Annotated in this window: 10 protein-coding genes, 1 other RNA gene and 6 pseudogenes; 5 read left to right on the top strand and 12 right to left on the bottom strand. The window is 38.2% G+C overall.

The window, feature by feature from the left end:
• Positions 1-31: 31 nt before the first annotated feature.
• Positions 32-667, top strand: a pseudogene (locus BTN50_RS10720) (IS5 family transposase); the annotation flags it as partial.
• A gap of 152 nt (positions 668-819) precedes the next feature.
• On the opposite strand, the gene ssrA reads toward BTN50_RS10720, so the two are convergent.
• Positions 820-1,185, bottom strand: a transfer-messenger RNA (tmRNA) gene (gene ssrA / locus BTN50_RS01370).
• A gap of 1,193 nt (positions 1,186-2,378) precedes the next feature.
• On the opposite strand from ssrA, the gene gmhB reads away from it, so the two are divergent.
• The 4 genes and pseudogenes from gmhB to pgsA all read left to right on the top strand — a co-directional run bounded on the left by gmhB (position 2,379) and on the right by pgsA (position 7,018).
• On the top strand, positions 2,379-2,933 hold the full coding sequence (gene gmhB, locus BTN50_RS01365) for a D-glycero-beta-D-manno-heptose 1,7-bisphosphate 7-phosphatase (RefSeq protein WP_096618755.1): 555 nt from the start codon (positions 2,379-2,381) through the stop codon (positions 2,931-2,933).
• 864 nt (positions 2,934-3,797) lie between these two features.
• Positions 3,798-4,439 (top strand): annotated as a pseudogene (locus BTN50_RS10715) (IS5 family transposase); the annotation flags it as partial.
• Between the two features lie 157 nt (positions 4,440-4,596).
• The gene (gene uvrC, locus BTN50_RS01355; protein WP_096618753.1) at positions 4,597-6,423 is read left to right on the top strand and encodes an excinuclease ABC subunit UvrC; all 1,827 of its coding nucleotides are present in this window, start codon (positions 4,597-4,599) and stop codon (positions 6,421-6,423) included.
• 43 nt (positions 6,424-6,466) lie between these two features.
• Entirely contained in the window at positions 6,467-7,018 is a 552-nt protein-coding gene (pgsA, locus tag BTN50_RS01350) for a CDP-diacylglycerol--glycerol-3-phosphate 3-phosphatidyltransferase (protein WP_096618752.1), read from the top strand.
• A 232-nt stretch (positions 7,019-7,250) separates the two neighbouring features.
• On the opposite strand, the pseudogene BTN50_RS10710 reads toward pgsA, so the two are convergent.
• The 11 genes and pseudogenes from BTN50_RS10710 to BTN50_RS01295 form a co-directional block, all read right to left on the bottom strand.
• Positions 7,251-7,826: pseudogene (locus BTN50_RS10710) on the bottom strand (transposase); the annotation flags it as partial.
• Positions 7,827-8,250: 424 nt separating this feature from the next.
• The gene (locus tag BTN50_RS01335; protein ID WP_096618750.1) at positions 8,251-9,621 is read right to left on the bottom strand and encodes an MATE family efflux transporter; all 1,371 of its coding nucleotides are present in this window, start codon (positions 9,619-9,621) and stop codon (positions 8,251-8,253) included.
• A 177-nt stretch (positions 9,622-9,798) separates the two neighbouring features.
• Positions 9,799-9,915: pseudogene (locus tag BTN50_RS09245) on the bottom strand (IS5/IS1182 family transposase); the annotation flags it as partial.
• Between the two features lie 79 nt (positions 9,916-9,994).
• Positions 9,995-10,728, bottom strand: a pseudogene (locus BTN50_RS01330) (IS6 family transposase).
• Positions 10,729-10,864: 136 nt separating this feature from the next.
• Positions 10,865-11,560 (bottom strand): annotated as a pseudogene (locus BTN50_RS11945) (IS5 family transposase); the annotation flags it as partial.
• Between the two features lie 456 nt (positions 11,561-12,016).
• The gene (nqrF, locus tag BTN50_RS01320; protein WP_096618748.1) at positions 12,017-13,240 is read right to left on the bottom strand and encodes an NADH:ubiquinone reductase (Na(+)-transporting) subunit F; all 1,224 of its coding nucleotides are present in this window, start codon (positions 13,238-13,240) and stop codon (positions 12,017-12,019) included.
• Between the two features lie 31 nt (positions 13,241-13,271).
• A complete protein-coding gene (nqrE, locus tag BTN50_RS01315; RefSeq protein ID WP_096618747.1) occupies positions 13,272-13,868 on the bottom strand; it encodes an NADH:ubiquinone reductase (Na(+)-transporting) subunit E in 597 nt (198 codons plus the stop codon).
• A gap of 14 nt (positions 13,869-13,882) precedes the next feature.
• On the bottom strand, positions 13,883-14,509 hold the full coding sequence (locus tag BTN50_RS01310) for an NADH:ubiquinone reductase (Na(+)-transporting) subunit D (protein ID WP_096618746.1): 627 nt from the start codon (positions 14,507-14,509) through the stop codon (positions 13,883-13,885).
• The gene (locus tag BTN50_RS01305) at positions 14,502-15,284 is read right to left on the bottom strand and encodes a Na(+)-translocating NADH-quinone reductase subunit C (protein ID WP_096618745.1); all 783 of its coding nucleotides are present in this window, start codon (positions 15,282-15,284) and stop codon (positions 14,502-14,504) included. Before BTN50_RS01305 ends, BTN50_RS01310 begins: the two co-directional genes overlap by 8 nt.
• Positions 15,271-16,515 carry an NADH:ubiquinone reductase (Na(+)-transporting) subunit B gene (locus tag BTN50_RS01300; RefSeq protein ID WP_096618744.1) on the bottom strand — a complete coding sequence of 415 codons (1,245 nt, stop codon included), beginning with the start codon at positions 16,513-16,515 and terminating at the stop codon, positions 15,271-15,273. Before BTN50_RS01300 ends, BTN50_RS01305 begins: the two co-directional genes overlap by 14 nt.
• 3 nt (positions 16,516-16,518) lie before the next feature.
• Positions 16,519-17,859, bottom strand: a complete 1,341-nt coding sequence (locus tag BTN50_RS01295; RefSeq protein ID WP_096619505.1) for a Na(+)-translocating NADH-quinone reductase subunit A — start codon at positions 17,857-17,859, stop codon at positions 16,519-16,521.
• Between the last annotated feature and the right edge of the window lie 610 nt (positions 17,860-18,469).

Here is an 18,469-nt window from a genome sequence, read left to right as displayed (position 1 = left end):
AAACAGTTAGGCTCACTTAAATATTCAGGTCATGAATAATGTTTGCTACAAAACAATTAACTGGAAAGAATATAGTGAAGCTTTAATCAATCGTAGTTTACTAACATTCTGAATGGATGAAAAAGCTACTCAGCTGTGGAATGAAACTCAGCAAGATAATTATGAGAGACTTCGTCTATTCAATGACTTAGCCATTACGACGGTCCTTATGGTGAAATGCGTATTTTTAATGTCATGGAGAGTTCCAAAAAAGGATTAATTCTGTTTTCAAACTTGTTCAACTGTCATTGTCATGCTCTCACTATTCATGCATTAGCAAACGAGTCAAAATGATTAACGTTACGTTCAGGACGAAGAAGAAAGGAAGTATTCAGCGCTTAGCTATTGATGCTACGGGACTCAAAGTTTGCGGTGAAGGAGAATGGTAAGTAAAAAGCATGGTGTTACTGGAAAACGGCGAGTTTGGCGGACGTGATATTTAGCGGTAGATATAAATACGCATGAAATTATTGTTGCCGAGTTAAATGAATTAAATGTGATTGATGGTGAAGTGCTACCTAACGTGCTTGAAAAAACCGTTAAAAATTAATGAAACATCAGCGATAGTACTTTCGACACCAGACAATGTTACGCAACCGTTCGTATTAAACGAGTGGTGCCATTCATATAACCTAAAAAGAGTCACGTTTTGAAAATGAGGCATGTAATAGTGAATCATGTCGGAATTTATGATTTGGACCCGCATTAGTACAGATACTATAAATATACAGAACTTAAAACCAGTGACTTAAAAAATTCTTAAAATATTTTATAAATATCTGGTGGAGCTGGCGGGAGTTGAACCCGCGTCCAAAATTAGTCTCACTAATGGCGCTACATGCTTAGTCTATATCTGTTCTTGGCACTATGCTGCTAATAGACCCGCCACATAATGACATACCTAATTTAGTTTTAACATTTTGGCTATTAGGTGTAAGCCTCTATGCGATTCTGTTTAGGTTTGACTGCCCTTAATCCATGTCCTACAGACAGAGGTTATGGAGAGCAGGCACTAGAAGGTTATTAAGCTGCTAGTGCGTAGGTTTCGTCGTTTGCGACTATTGTTTTGCGGCTTTTAACGAGGCAAACCGCCCCTCGGCATGCTCCACGAGCCTTCTTAATCCTGTCGAATCCTAAATCAGCCCCTAATTTTTATGTATCAATAATAGCATAAAATTTCGTTGCAACAATGTTTATCTGGTTGGCTTTTTTAATTTTAATGCAGGTAGTAAATTGAAACAGGGTTAATTATTAGACGATAACTCTTGTGTTAGACATACCTACTCATGTCAGTTTATTTAGCGACTGAGCCATTTCGACGGCCCTCATGGTTAAATGCGTATTTTCAATGCTATTGGAAGGTATGCAAGGATTAATTAATTCTGCTTTTTCATATTTCTTTAACTACTATCGTCATGTCCTCACTATCTAGCACTTAGCTATTGATTCTACGGGTTTAAAAGTCTACGGTGAATAAAAATAGAAAGTAAAAAAGCGTGGTACTGATGGAAATCGCCGATTTTGAGACAAGTTACATTTAGCGGAAGATATAAATATGCATGAAATTATTGCTGTTGAGTGAGATGCATTAAATGTGACTGAAGGTGAAGTGCTACTTAATTTGCTCAAATAGGCCCGTAGAAAAAATTAATAAAATATTAACCGTTGGTGCTTACGACATCAGATAATATTATGAAATTACTCGTATTAAACGAACGGTCCCACTCATTTCACAAAGAAAAGGAGCCACTTTTTAGGAAGTAAATTATCCGTGTAATTTAGTGACTTTTTATTAAAAGCGATACGATTTAAATCAGCATTGTAAAGCGAGGTGTGGTAACCGTAAATGTTTTTTAGCAAAAAATAGGAATGGTTCGAATCCAAAAATTACTGGAAGAGATATCGAACCTAAGGGAGTGCACTGCTCAGATTAGGGGAAACCTACGGCATGATCAAAGCGTTAAATAAACTGACAGGACTAGGCATGTCTAACATGAAAACAATTATCTAACAGTGAATCATGTTGGGATTTGCTATTTAAACTAAAAGTAAGAAACAAAGTTTCGATGATTACGGTAAGAATAATAAAAATTATTATATACGAGATAAAAAGAGACCTAAATTATATTATAAACAATGAATGAAGCATGTTGCAACGAGTGAGATATTATGGAAGCAGACTAATCATCTGTTAGCACTAAGATACAGTCAAAAAATAACGTTTGTTTAAAAATAAACGTTATTTTTTTACAAAATTTTTAGTGTGCAGAAAAAAATAATACGTTTCAGATACTTAAACCTACAGCTATAAATTAATTGAGTATATAGAGGGTATAATTTTGGCTAATCCAGCAGTATTTATGGATAGAGATGGAGTGATTAACGTCGAGCATGGATACATTAGTAAAGTCAATGACTTTGAATATATCGAAGGGGTGTTTGATGCATGCAGAGCATTAAAAAGCATGGGGTACTTGCTGGTACTAGTGACTAACCAGTCTGGCATTGCTCGCGGTTACTACACAAAAAATGATTTTATGTCATTAACCAAATGGATGAATTGGAGTTTTGCAAAACAAGGCATAAATTTTGATAGTATTTATTATTGTCCTCATCATCCTGAGTATGGAGATGAGACATATAAAAAAAACTGTAATTTTAGAAAACCTAAGCCAGGGATGTTTTTCGATGCCCGTGACTCCTTAAACATTGATATGCATAGATCTGTGATGATTGGTGATAAAACTGATGATATGCGTGCAGCTCATGCCGCTGGCATAGGCACTAAAATACTTGTGCGTAGTGGACAAAAAATTTCTAAAGAAGGCGAAGAATTAGCTATAATTGTCCTCAATAGCATTGCTGATGTTCCCGTATACTTGAAAAATCGTTAAGTGGTTAGTGAGTCATGAGTTATTGAATTTATATAATACTATGATGCTGTTTTTTATTATAATATTGAAATTTTAAGTGCTTAATGCGTGGCGTGATTTAAGGAAAAGTCATTTTTTCATTAAAAATATTTTATTAATGATCATTGTATCTAAATTGAATTAATTTGAAAATGCATGCCTTAATATCTGAAACTAATCACTTACTCGAAACTTCAAAAGATTTGCAATTTTGAAAAATAGTCATAGTGAAAAATTGTCGCATAGTCTCTTTGAAACACTGTGTATTTTTGAAGTGCACGTTGTTTTTAGCTATGTATTTATCACTTACCACAGCTATTTTATTTAGTTGAAATATAGAAAACAAAGCTTCTTAGGAATGACAATGCTCCTCAGTGTAGTTTTTTAATTCGTAGCATTGCCGTCTCTAATGATGAATATTTTATCATAATCATACTTTGTTTTCCAGTGCTTCTTGAAACCATATAACTTACGCCAGCTTTGATGTTTTTCATTAGTGCTATGCTTTTTTACTTATCATTCGCTTTGACCGTAAACTTTTAGTCTCGTAAAATGAATGGTGAAGTGCTGGGTGGTTTTTTAATTTTAATCTGCATATTGAACACGATGTGAACAGTTTTAGTCTGCCTATGAATGCATGAATAATGATGGCATGCAATGGTAGTTGAGTAAGTTTGAAAACAGAATTAATTAATCCTGGCAGGCTTCTCAATGTCCCACCATATAATTCTTTTATTTGAACCATTGCTGTCTCTGTTAGGGAACATTGATGGTTACCGGTTTATTTTTTAAAAAATAAGGGAGCTAAATTTTTAATTAATATTCTAAATAGTTAGGCTCACTTTGATGTTCAGCTTTATAAACAATTTTTGTTATAAAACAACTAACTGGAAGCAGTATCATCAAACTGTAATTAATCATGGGAGATCTCGTTTATTTAGCGACTTAGTCAGTACGACGGCCTTTATGGTTAAATGCGTATTTTAAATGCTATTGAGAGGTCTGCAGGGATTCATTAATTCTGTTTTTAAACTTACTAAGCTGTCATTGTCATGGCTTCACTATTCATGCATTTACAACTGGATCCAAACGGTTAACGCTACGTTCAAGACGAGAATAAAGGAATCATCCAGCATTTAGCTATTGATTCTACTGGGATCAAAGTCTACGGTGAAAGCGAATGGAAAGTAAAAAAAACATGGCATTAAGAGAAAACGGCGAGTTTGGTGCAAATTATATTTAGCGCGAGATATAAATCGCATGTAATCATTGCTACTGAGTTAAATGCAGCAAATATGACTGACGGTGAAGTACTACCTAACTTATTCAAACAGATCCGCTGAAAAATCAATGAAGTATTGGCCGATATTGCTTACGATACCAGGCATTGTTACTAAACCGTTCGTGTTAAATGCTCGAGTTCCACTCACCCCACCAAAAAAAGAGGCAACTTTCAAGGAACGAGATCATTCGAGCAATCTAGGAGTCAGCCATGGTGACATTTTTTTGAACTCGCATTAGGCAATACAATTAAGAAAGCTAATTATTTCATAAATTAGATCTTCATGGTGACGTTCAGCTGATTCATATGGCTGCTATCCATGGTATACTAGATACAGAAACTTTTTAACTCCTGCTATTTATTGTGTTTAATGCCATAGACTTTTTAAAAACAGTTTCAAATAAACCGGGTGTCTATCGGATGATGGATGCTTCCGGTGAGATTATATATGTAGGTAAAGCGAAGGGGCTCAAGAAGCGACTCTCTAGTTATTTTAAAAAAAATATGGCTGGTGGAAAAACTCAAGCTTTAGTGCAAAAAATTGCCAATGTTGAAGTTACAATTACGCACAGTGAAACAGAGGCACTCATTCTTGAGCAAAATTTGATAAAGTTGCATTTGCCACGCTATAATGTTTTGCTACGAGACGATAAATCTTATCCATATATTTTTCTCTCTGCTAGTAAACATCCTCGGCTGTCCATTCATCGTGGTGCCCAAAAGCACAAAGGAGAATATTTTGGCCCGTTTCCTGACGTGGGTGCAGTACGGCAAAGTCTTTATTTTCTTCAGAAGATCTTCCCCGTCCGCCAATGCGCAGATTCGGTGTATGCTAACCGCTCACGACCCTGTTTAATGTTTCAAATTGGTCGGTGCGCTGGTCCATGCGTAAAAGGTGTTATTACTGATAAACAGTATGATGAATTAGTGAACTTCACGCGTTTATTCCTTCAAGCTAAAGATAAGCAAGTTATAGCTGCTCTGGTGTCAAAAATGGAAGCTGCGAGACAAGTCTTAGCGTTTGAAAAAGCCGCAGAGTATCGCGATCAAATTCAATTTTTGCGACGTATTCAAGAACAACAGTTCGTTTCCCAAAATAGCGGCAATGATTTAGATGCGGTTGGTGTGTCCATAAAAAATGGTATTGCGTGTATTCACGTGCTGTTTTTACGGCAAGGAAAGGTGTTAGAGAGTCGAAGTTATTTTCCTAAGATGCCAAGAAATACAGATATTCACGAGCTGGTATCAAGCTTTATTGGTCAATTTTACTTCAACCAAACTGCAGGACGAATAATTCCTCCCAATATTTTGATTGGGCAGAAAATGGGCGAAGAATTGGAGCGCCTTAGCAAGGTTTTATCTGAAATTGCTGGTCGAAAAGTACACCTACATGATAACGCTCGTGGTATCTATGCCCGATTTCTCAAGTTAGCACAGACCAATGCAGCATTCGCGTTAACCAGCAAAATGAATCACAAGATGACAATGCACAATCGTTTTAATTCATTGACGGCAGCATTAGGTCTGGAAGTTGTTAAGCGAATAGAGTGTTTTGATGTTAGCCATACTATGGGTGAACTAACAGTGGCGTCGTGCGTAGTATTTAATCACGATGGTCCTGTAAAGCAAGAGTATCGACGTTACAATATTACAGGTATCACCGGGGGTGATGACTATGCTGCAATGGCTCAAGTGCTTGAACGTCGATATAGCAAACAGATCGACCCTGAAAAGGTTCCAGACATTATTTTGATTGATGGTGGTAAAGGGCAGCTTAATCGTGCGTGGAACGTTGTAAACTCGTTAATGATAAATTGGTTAAAACACCCATTGATGTTGGGAGTGACAAAAGGCATTAGATATCGTTCTGGTTTGGAGACCTTGGTAAAAGTATCTGGAGAAAAATTTTCGATGCCATTTGACTCACCTGCATTGCATTTAATCCAGTATATTCGAGATGAAAGTCATAATCATGCAATCTTAGGCCATAGGATGAAACGAGCTAGAGTACGAAAAACTAGCATGCTCCAAGAGATCGAGAGTGTAGGACCAATACGTCGACAAGCCTTGCTCAAATATTTGGGCGGCATTCAGGAGCTTAAGCGTTCTTCTGTTGAAGAAATAGCCAAAGTGCCAGGCATTAGCCGAGTTTTAGCTGAAAAGATTCATTCATCATTGCAACAGCTTTGAGTTTCAAGCAACATAATGTTGCTATTCATAATAAATAAAAACTATGCAACTGAATATTCCGATAATATTAACTCTACTACGCATCGCACTAATTCCCGTTTTTGTTGTAGCGTTCTATATGCCGTATTCATGGGCGGCATTTGTCGCTGCATTTATATGCGTGATTGCTGGTGCAACAGATTGGCTTGATGGTTACCTTGCCAGAACACTTAAGCAATCTACGCGTTTTGGTGCTTTCCTCGACCCAGTTGCCGATAAAGTTATGGTATCCATCGCATTAGTACTAATAGCGGCACATTACCATTCTATGTGGGTGACAATTCCAGCCGCAACTATGATTGCTCGAGAAATTATCATTTCGGCACTGAGAGAATGGATGGCAGAACTAGGAAAACGTGCTAACGTAGCAGTGTCTCGGGCGGGCAAATGTAAGACCGTAGTGCAAATATTCGCGTTAATCATGCTGATTTGGCAATACAATGATATTGTTGTTTACATTGGTTATGTAGCATTGTATATAGCAACAGGTTTGACGTATTGGTCAATGTACCAATATTTTTTAGCTGTAAAAGATGATTTGCTTAATGTAGGTTGATTGTCTTGTGGATACTCAAGAAGATTACTATGTAGTAAGCAGCCTTCTTGATGTTGTTTTACTGAATAACCTGTACTATTGTTATACAATGGAATAGATTTATTTTTTAATTTGAGTTCAGATAGTAAATCTCAACATAATGAACAATTCAATAATCGCTTTTATTTTAGGCATAGCTAACCCCAGTCAGATTATTTAACGATTTTATCATGCCGTAAGTTTCGCTAATCTAAGCATTGTGATCTCTTAAGCTTAATGTTCCTCACAGTAGTTTTTTGACTCGAATCATTATCGGTCTTTGATAGGGAACGTTTATGGTAACCATATCTCGTTTTTCAATGCTGATCTGTTTGAGTAAATTGGCAGCACTTTACTGTTAGCCGCATTTGATGCATTTAACTTAGCAGCAATGATTTCATGCGCATTAATATCTACCGCTAAATGTAACTTGTGTCAGATTCGCCATTCTCCATTAGTACCATGCTTTTTTACCTTCTATTTTTTACCATAGATTTTAAACCTCGTAGAATCAATGACTAAGTGTCGGATGCATCCTTTATTTTTTGTTTTGAAGGTGGCGTTAATCGTTTTGGTTCGCTTGCGAATGCATGAATAGTGAGGGCATGATAATGTCAGTTAAGTAAGTGTAAAAACAGAATTGATGAATCCTTGTAGGTCTCTCAATGGCATTGAAAATACGCATGTAGCCATGAAAATCGTTGGAATTACTAATTGGTTCAATAAACGCGGTCTCCCATGATTATTCTTGCTTAGCTTGATTCCATAGCTGAATGGTTTCTTCATCAATTGTGGCTCACTAATATTCTGGATTAATGGAGAAGCGTTAAGCATGTTGAAATTTGCTATCTGAACTCGCATTAAAAAATGCATTTAGAGTTAGCATAATTACGCCGCAAGAGTTAAAATTTTTTAAATATGAATAATTACATTGCTTCTGATTTGTAACACATGATCAGCATAAAAAATACTGGTATTGTTCACAGCAAGTTCAATAATGTGTTCTTTTATTTTATATACAGCTGATACGCTTATCAGCTGTATAAGTATATTTGAGTTAAAAAATTACGGTAGCATTAGTGCCCACGATGGCTTATTCTGTACTTTTGAATTATACTCGTTTGCTGACAAGAATGACATTCAACATGAGTAGTAATCCTTCCATAAAAATGAGCACACTACACTAAGATATCCATTGAAGGCATGACGTTATTTTATCTCTCCGCCATTGCTAATTGAAAATCATTAGACTGTCTTTTTATCCACATTAGTCTCCATCCTAACATAATCGCCGCTGCAGATACACCAATGATAACACCAATCCAAAAACCATATACTCCCAGTGGTTCAATGAGTAAATCTGTCATACCTAAGACATAGCCGATAGGAACACCAAGTATCCAATATGCCACAAAAGTGCGATGGAATATGGCTTTCATATCTTTATAGCCACGCAATGCACCAGATGCTACGACCTGAAAAGAGTCCATACATTGATAGAGTGCTGCAAGCAACATTATGTTTGCGGCAATAGCGACCACTTCAGGATTACCATTATAAAGGTGAATAATAGATTCCCGAAAGTGAATAGTAAGTGAAGCAGTGCACAGCGCAAAAAATAAACCTATCATCAAACTTAATTTGACTGAACGCGCAGCACTTTCGATAGACTTTTCTCCAAGCAAATGACTCACTCTAATGCAAACGGCCGTGGCTAAACTCATTGGTAACATAAAAATCATTGTGGAAAAATTTATTGCTATCTGGTGCGCTGCGACCACCACTGAACCAAGTGGTGCAAGAAGCACGGCAACAACAGCAAATAATGTAATTTCAAAAAATAAAGCTGCTGCAACAGGAAAACCCATTTTGAATATACGTAAAAAAGCTTTTTTATTGAATTTTTGAAATGAATTAAAGACATTGATGCGTCGAAGACGCTTATTGACCATGACATAAATGAGCATGGCTATAAACATTAGCCAATATACAATCGCTGTTGCCACACCACAACCTACACCGCCTAAAACTGGAGCACCAAATTTACCGTAAACGAAAATCCAGTTTAAAGGAATGTTTACTGCTAAACCAAGAAAACTAATGACCATTGCTGGCACGGTCATTGAAATACCTTCCGTAAAATTTCGTAAAACTTGGTACAATAAAAATGCAGGAATGGACCAGATTACAGCATGCAGATAGCCTACCGTTTTTTCAGTTAAAGATGGATCAACATCCATGTAATGAATGATTGTACCTGCATTGTAAAGCACTAGTCCGCTGGGAATAGATAGTGCTAGCGCCATGTAGACACATTGCTGAACTTGAAATGAAATTTTATGTTGACGACCTGAACCATTAAGCTGAGCTACTATTGGGGTCATGGCGATCAATATACCAATACTAAAAAAAATGGACGGTAACCAAACGCTAGATGCGACAGCAACCGCAGCCATGTCAGTGATACTCACACTACCCGCCATCACTGTGTCAACGAATCCCATGGAGGTTTGCGCGAGGTGTGCGATAAAGACAGGTGTACTCAACTTAATAATAGATTTTATTTCTAGGTAGTAGTTTTGCACCTATTACTCCTAAGATACGATAAAAAAAGTAGCAAAAAATAATATATTACATGCTTGTTAGAGCAACTAACAATCAATGTTTTCATTAATGTAAAAAATAAAGGAATATGTATTTAAGCCATTGAAGAACTTTGTTTTTTTAATTTGAGTGCAGATAGTAAAGCTCAACATGCTTCATTATGAATTAATCGCTTTCGTTTTAGGTATACCTAGCCGAGTCAGCTTATTGATCGCTTTTATTATGGCGTAAATTTCGCTAATCTGAGCATTGTGCTTCCTTAGGCTCAACGTTCCTCAGAGGGGGATGTTTATAGGAGGGCTGTTGCAACTAATTATAGGATGCAGATCTACCCAGTAATGGGCTTAACGATTACTAATAAATCACCTCAACATTGAATAGACGATTCCTGAAGGCGGATCTCTCCTGAACAAGAGTTTTACCCTCATCATGACGTAATCAGAAATCAAACTGGCCTTTGTTCAACATTCGCAGTGATTCGAATCCCTCGATGGTTGACTAGGCTCGCTTTCGTATTTTAAAACCGCAGGATCTGACAACGAGCTTCTTCATGGGGCGTGATCGGACTCGATACCATTACTGAGATACCTCACTTGCTGTTGCTCGACATCCGCTCGCAGCCGTCCCTCCTTCTTCAGGCGCGAGATAGCATGAGCAAACGAGGAATGCTTGTCTGTGTTCAAGGTCTTAGGCTGAGTGTCTACATCATAGTATCTTAGGCACCGTTTCAAGAACTGATAAGCCTTATTTTTATTACGTTTTTGGAAAAAATAGAAGTCCAGTGTCTCGCCTTACTTGTTGATAGCTCGATACAGATAATGCCATTTCCCTTTCACCTTAACGTAGGTTTCATCGAGCTGCCACGAAGAATCTGCTCGGATGAATTGATGGCAACGTAACTTCTTGCGTAATGCTGGGGCATATTCCATGAACCAACGATAAATGGTCGAGCGGTTAACCGAAACCCCTCGCTCTGCCAGCATATCGCTGAGGTTGGCATAGCTCATTGGGGTCGAACCATACCAGCACAGGCACCAAAGAATGATTTCAGGAGCAAAATATTTCCATTTGCATGTGGGATTGATCATTGAGTCACTAGATCAGAAAAGACAGAACTAAATTCTGAGTCTTGGTTAATTTTTTTGCAATAAAGCCGTTTATAGTAACTACACTTAGTTTTTTCGATGCTAATTTGAACAGGATAACTTATGGTAACTGACCCCCTAAATTACGTGGATGACTACATTCCCAAAAAGTTGTTTCTTTTCTTGGTGGGATGAGTAGAACCACTCGTTTAATACGAACGGTTTCGTAATATTGTCTGGTGTTGTAAGGACTATCAGCTGATATTTCATTCGTTTTTCGACGGGTCTGTTTGCAAGTTAGGTAGCACTTCACCGTCAGTCCCATTTGATGGCACTTAATTCAAAAGCAATGATTTCATGCATATTTTATTTATAGCTACCGTTAAACGTAACTTGCGCCAAACTCACTGTTTCCCACTAATACCATGCTTCTTGACTTTTTATTTTTCGTCATCGTAGACTTTGATCTCCTGGAATTAATGGCTAAGCGCGGGATGGTTTCTTTAATTTTCGTCTTGAACGCGATATTAATCGTTTTGGCTTGCTTATTAATGCATGAATAGTGGGGGCATGACAACAACAGTTGAGTAAGTTTGAAACCAGCATTAATGAGCTCTTGCAGAGCTCTCAATGGCATTAAAAATGTGCGTTTAATCATGAGAGTTTTCGTAATAACTAAGTTGCCAATTAAACTCAATTTCCTACCATTATTTGGCTGAATTTGATTTTATAGCTAAATAGTTTCTTCATCAATCCAACATGTTAGTTAACGACAATTGATTAAAGCTTGATTATGTTGTTTCCAGTTAGTTTTTTTGTATCGAAGCTTGTTTATGGGACTGAACATTTAAGTGAGCCTAGCTGTTTAAAGTGTTGATTGAAAATTTAGTTCCCTGATTTAGAAAATAAAGCTGGTTACCATAAATATTCCCTAGCATAGAGAGCAATGGTTCGGGTCAATCAACTACTCAGAGGCACATTGAGCTGAAGGAATCATAATGTTCAATTAGCGAAACCAACGCCATGATAAAGGTCTTAAATAAGATGACGAGGCTAGAGATACTTGAAATGTGCTATCTGAACTCAAAATAGGAAGAAGAACTGATGTCTATTATAACCGCAGTAATAACTAGGTATTCTTGCGAAGTAAAATGGAATAATATTCATGTAAATAATGACATTAATTGAACAATAATACCCATTTTTTTCAAGTAAACACTATAATTAGCATAGGTTGAAGCACAATAGTTAACCCTCAAGTCAGCCATTTATCTTTCATCCCATGTGGCGATTAACCACCAAAATCATCTAACAAGATGTTTTCATCTTCAACACCCAGATCTTTTAGCATGCCGATCACGGCCGCATTCATAATGGGAGGCCCACACATATAGAATTCACAGTCTTCAGGAGCATCATGATCTTTCAAGTAATCTTCATACAACACGTTGTGAATAAAGCCTGTTAAACCATCCCAATTGTCTTCTGGAAGAGGATCTGACAACGCACAGTGCCACTTGAAGTTAACATTTTCTGCTTGTAGACAGTCAAAATCTTCTACATAGAACATTTCACGTTTAGAACGCGCACCGTACCAGAAAGACATCTTACGGCTAGACTTTAGACGTTTAAGCTGATCAAAGATATGCGAACGCATTGGTGCCATACCTGCACCTCCACCAATAAATACCATTTCAGCCTCAGTGTTTTTTGCAAAAAATTCACCGAATGGTCCAGAAATCGTACATTTGGTACCTTCCTTCAAGGACCAAATGTACGAAGACATAATGCCTGGTGCTACATCAGGGTTATTAGACGGTGGCATAGCAATACGTACATTTAATAAAATAATTCCAAATTCTTCTGGATAGTTCGCCATTGAATAAGCGCGAATAGTGTCTACGTTAACTTTGGATTCATAGCGAAATAAGTTAAATTTATCCCAATCTACACGATACTCGTCAGGTACCTCGAAATCTGCGTACTTAACATGGTGTGCAGGTGCTTCAATTTGAATATATCCTCCTGCGCGGAAAGGTACAAATTCTCCATCAGGAATTTTAAGCTTAAGTTCTTTAATGAAGGTCGCTTTATTATCGTTCGATATAACAGAGCACTCCCATTTTTTTACACCGAATATTTCTTCTGGGAGCTCGATGGCCATGTTAGTTCTTAATGCAACCTGACAAGCTAAACGTTCTCCTTCGCATGCTTTACCTTTGCTGATGTGATTAAGTTCAGTAGGTAGAATGTCACCACCACCAGATTTAATTTTAACGCGGCACTGACCACATGAACCACCACCGCCACAAGCAGAAGAAACAAATACGCCTGCGTCAGTTAAAGCATTCAGCAATTTACTGCCTGGTTGTGTAGTGATTGCTAGAGAATCATTGCCATTTATAGATATTGTGATGTCACCTAGTGGTATAAGCTTGGATTTGGCGAATAAAATCACCAATACCAAAACCAGTACAATAAGAGTAAACATCACTACGCCAAGAATAATGTCCATTAACTATTCCTTATTTCACGGTTTACCCGACTTATAGTTGAACACCGGAAAAAGACATAAAACCTAGCGCCATCAAACCTACAGTGATAAAGGTAATTCCTAAACCATGTAGAGCAGGCGGTACTCTTGAGTATTTCATCTTTTCACGAATACCTGCCAGCGTAATGATTGCCAACATCCACCCCACACCTGAGCCGAAACCATAAACTACAGACTCAATAAAATCGTAGTCACGTTGAACCATGAAAGCTACACCACCAAAAATTGCACAGTTAACTGTGATTAATGGTAGGAAGATACCCAGAGCGTTATATAGTGACGGAAAAAAGCGATCCAGAACCATTTCTAGGATCTGTACCAGTGCCGCAATAACGCCAATGAACGTGATGAAATTTAGAAAGCTAAGATCCACTCCTTCAACAAACGCATTGTTTTTAAGTACCAAGTTATAAATTAGGTTATTAACCGGTATAGCCACAGAGAGAACTACGATTACCGCAACACCTAGGCCGAACGAGGTTTGTACTTTTTTAGATACCGCCAAGAAAGTACACATTCCTAAAAAAAAAGAAAGTGCTAAATTTTCAATGAAGATCGAGCGGACCAGTAGGCTGATGTAATGTTCCATTACGTCTTTACTCCTTAAGCTTCTACTTGTTCAGGTTTGAACGTGCGTATAATCCAGATTAGGAAGCCAATAAGGAAGAATGCTGATGGAGCTAATAGCATCATACCGTTTGGTTGATACCAACCGCCTTCTGATGTCAGAGGCAGAACCGCCATACCAAATAGTTTACCCGATCCCAGAAGTTCACGGAAGAAGCCAACAGTAATGAGTACGAAACCATAGCCCAAGCCGTTACCAATGCCGTCCATGAAAGATGGAAGAGGTGCGGACTTCATCGCATATGCTTCAGCACGTCCCATAACAATACAGTTTGTGATGATTAAACCAACGAAAACTGATAATTGTTTAGAAATATTATAGACATACGCTTTTAAAATTTCATCAACTACAATTACCAATGAGGCAATAATCGTCATCTGCACAATAATGCGCACTGAGTTAGGGATATGATTACGAATCGCTGAAATGAATAAATTAGAAAAAGCAGTAACAAACATAACCGCTAGCATCATAACAAACGCAGTTTCTAGCTTAGTGGTTACAGCTAGCGCAGAACAAACACCTAATACCTGCAGTGTTATTGGGTTGTTGTCTAGAAATGGATTCCACAAATTCTTTGTAAGTTCTTTAGCTTCAGCCATTACTCAGGCCTCCTTTACGAACTTTTGTTAAAAACGGTCCAAAGCCATTATCTCCCAACCAGAAGGTAAAGGTATTTTGAACACCATTACCTGTCAAAGTTGCGCCAGACAAACCATCAACACCGTGTATATCTCCAGACTGAGCACCACCTTTTACCACACGAAGAGCGAGTTTACCTTGGTTGTCAAATAACTTTTTACCTTCAAATTGTGAACGCCAACGTGGATTTTCAACTTCTCCACCTAGCCCTGGTGTTTCACCATGTTGATAATATGAAAGACCACCAATCGTGTTACCATCAGTTTCAACAGCAACAAAAGCGTACATCATTGACCAAAGTCCATTACCGTGTATTGGTAAGATTATTTCTTTCGTGGCTCTTTGTTCATTTTTTACTAAGTAAATTTTCGCTAACTTCGCACGACGGCCAATACCTGCAAAATCAATGTTATCAGGCAGGATAACCGATTGTTTAGGGTCATTTGCTGCGATACGCTGATCATACTTTGCTGCTTCATCCTCAGTACCAACCATGTCACCTGTAAATAGATCAATCAATTGAGGTTGAATGTATCTGTTAAACGTATTTTGAATATTACCGTCTGCATTGATCCCTGCAACAGAAAGAATATTGCGCTGCACGTCTAACATGGCATTTTTCTTTTGCAGTGAACGCAAAGAAACCGCCGCGAAAGATACTACTACTGAGCACACAAGGCTCAATACAATAACTACGGTTAGCGTTTTTTTAGTGCTATCATTATTGCTTAACACGTGCTAGTCTCCGTTTGATATTACCCTGAACTACTAGACTGTCGAACAGTGGAGCAAACAAGTTAGCGAATAGTATTGCCAGCATCATGCCTTCAGGATACGCTGGATTAACTACACGAATCATCACTGCCATCGCACCAATAAGAATCCCATACCACCATTTTGCTTGATTAGTGAAAGAAGCTGAAACTGGATCTGTTGCCATAAACATCATGCCGAACGCAAAGCCCCCTAGAACTAAATGCCAGTACCAAGGCATGCTGAACATTAAATTAGTACTAGAACCAATAAAATTGAACAGTGTTGCGGCTGTAATAAGTCCGATCATCGTACCCGCAATAATGCGCCATGATGCAATACGCATGGCAACAATCATTGTACCACCAGTGATGATTGCCAGCGTTGACACTTCACCAATAGAACCTGGAATGTTACCAATGAAGGCATTCACCCAAGAAATTGTGCTACCGGTTATATTGTAAACGAGTCCACTTTGCCCGCCGACAGCCCACTGGCTAAGTGGAGTTGCACCAGAAAAACCATCCGCAGCAGTCCAAACTAAATTGCCTGAAATTTGTGCTGGATAAGCAAAAAATAAGAATGCACGACCCGCAAGCGCTGGATTCAAGAAGTTACGACCTGTACCACCAAATATTTCTTTCGCAACAACAACCCCAAAAGTAATACCCAACGCAGCTTGCCAAAGAGGTATTGTTGGCGGAACAATCAGAGCAAATAGAATAGACGTTACAAAGAAACCTTCATTAACTTCATGTTTGCGAACGAGACAAAACAGTACTTCCCAAAAACCACCGATAATAAACACTGTCGTGTAAATTGGAAGGAAGTAAGTTGCACCAAGCATCATCTTGCTTGCCCAACCTGCGTCAGCCTGAAGAGTGCCACCAAACATTTGAGTTAACCAGTAGTGCCAGTTACCGTCAACAATAGCGATGAGTTGGTCCGTATTGTACATGGCGTTGAGTGCCATGGTGGTTTGACTACCTGTATTGTACAAGCCAAAAAACATGGCAGGAAAAACAGCTAACCAGACCATGATCATTATGCGTTTAAGATCGATACTATCACGAACATGCGTGTCTGCTTTAGTTACTGTTCCTGGGGTGTAAAGCATGGTTACGGCAGCTTCGTAAAGAGCAAACCACTTCTCATGTTTACCGCCAGGTTCGAAATGTGGCTCAATATCTGTTAGAAATTTTTTTACGCTCATCTGTTACCTTTCCTTCTCAATTTGATTTAGGCACTCACGAAGCATCGGGCCAAAATCGTATTTGCCAGGACAAACAAAGGTACACAAAGCTAAATCTTCCGGATCCAGTTCTAAGGCACCCAACTGAACCATACTGTCCAAATCTCCTGCACAGATATCTCTAAGTAACATAGTTGGCTCAATATCCAGAGGCATAACACGCTCATAACTTCCAATTGGTACCATTGATCGCTCACTACCATTCATGGTAGTTGTCATGTTGAACAACTGCCCTTTGAAGAACTGACTTAGGAATGCCCCAGTCACAGAAAATTTATTTTTACCAGGGGCGATCCAACCAAAAAGTTCTTTTTCTCGACCTTCTCGCAGCGCACTTACTTGTAGGTGGAAACGACCAAGATAACTTTGAGGGCCACAAGCCTCTGTTCCACTCAGTACAGAACCTGAAATGAGACGAATTTCTCCTGACATTAACTCACTATTCGTTAGCTCATTAATAGATGCACCTATTTGAGTACGAATAAGACGAGGATTGTTTACTACAGGACCAGCCAAAGAAATTATGCGATCTGTAAATAGCTCACCAGTAAGGAACAGCTTACCAAATGCAATTACGTCTTGATAATTGAGGTGCCAGACTTGCTTATCTAAACTAACAGAACGAAGGAAGTGAATGTGGGTACCCACCAAACCTGCCGGATGAGGACCATTAAACACGTGCTCTTCGATATTTGTCTGTTCACTGCGCGGTAGGTTAGTTTTACCTTTACATACATATACTTTATTGTCAGTTAAACGGGAAACAACATTCAAACCAGCAATGAATGCTGCTTTCTGCTCGTTTATAATTAGTTCTGGATTTGCAGCCAGAGAATTAGTGTCAATTGCTGTAACAAATACAGCAGCTGGTTTTGCATCTACCGCAGGACTTTTGCTGAATGGACGAGTGCGGAGAGCCGTCCACGCACCTGATTCTACAAGTTGTTCTACAACAACTTGACGCTCCAGATCTATGATCTCCGAGACTTCATACTTATTAAAAGTGACTTGCTCGTTGCCTCCAATTTCAATGACCACGGACTGAAGAACACGTTTTGCACCACGGTTTATTTCAGCCACAATACCTGCAGCTGGTGCAGTGAACTTAACACCAATATTCTTTTTATCTTCAAAAAGAATTTGACCTTTTTTCACTATGTCTCCAATACGAACATGCATTGTTGGACGCATCCCAACATATTCTTCGCCAAGCAAGGCGACTCTTTTAATTGCTGGGCCATCGTTTATTACCTGAGTGGGAGTCCCTGAAATGGGGATATTCAAGCCCCTTTTTATTGTAATCATACGCACTTGTACTACATTAACGGGAAAAAATTTATTATTACGTGGTTAAATACACGATTTTTCACTATCTGGCTGAATAATGGGCGTATACAGTCCTCATAACCGCTAAACAACTAACTTGTAACAACTGAGTTTCTTGGGCCAGCTTGCAAACGGTGAATTCTATCACCAACTAAAGTCGCTATTCCACGTTAATCACAATGATACGCCTTTAATTTTCAGCAATTGAGCAAATTATCGTCAATTTTAAGTAATAAGTATGAAAAAATGAACAAGTTGACGTGCAATTATTATTGCTTAAATATTATTACAATAGTAACAAAATGTAAAAAAATGCTTATTCATATATCCAATATTTCATACACTACTCTTTAGTAACATCTGCTCAATGGCTTTTCATTTTGCTGAATGTGTAATTCAACTTGCTATATTCAATTAACTGTAAGATGTACGTTTGAGTACCTGAAACTTATCCTTTATTCTGGTATTTGGAACGTCAAGAAGCTGGTCATTTATTTAATTGACTGAACTGACTGTAATGAACCGTTTTTGCGGAGTGATCATTCTGGTTACAATAGTTTTGTTTCTGAATTAGAGTTCATATAGCAAA

Origin of the sequence: Candidatus Enterovibrio altilux, from assembly GCF_002381345.1 — a bacterium.
Classification (GTDB): Bacteria; Pseudomonadota; Gammaproteobacteria; order Enterobacterales; family Vibrionaceae; genus Enterovibrio; species Enterovibrio altilux.
The sequence above is the reverse complement of the archived record's forward strand: the minus strand, read 5'-3'. Positions and strand labels throughout refer to the sequence as shown.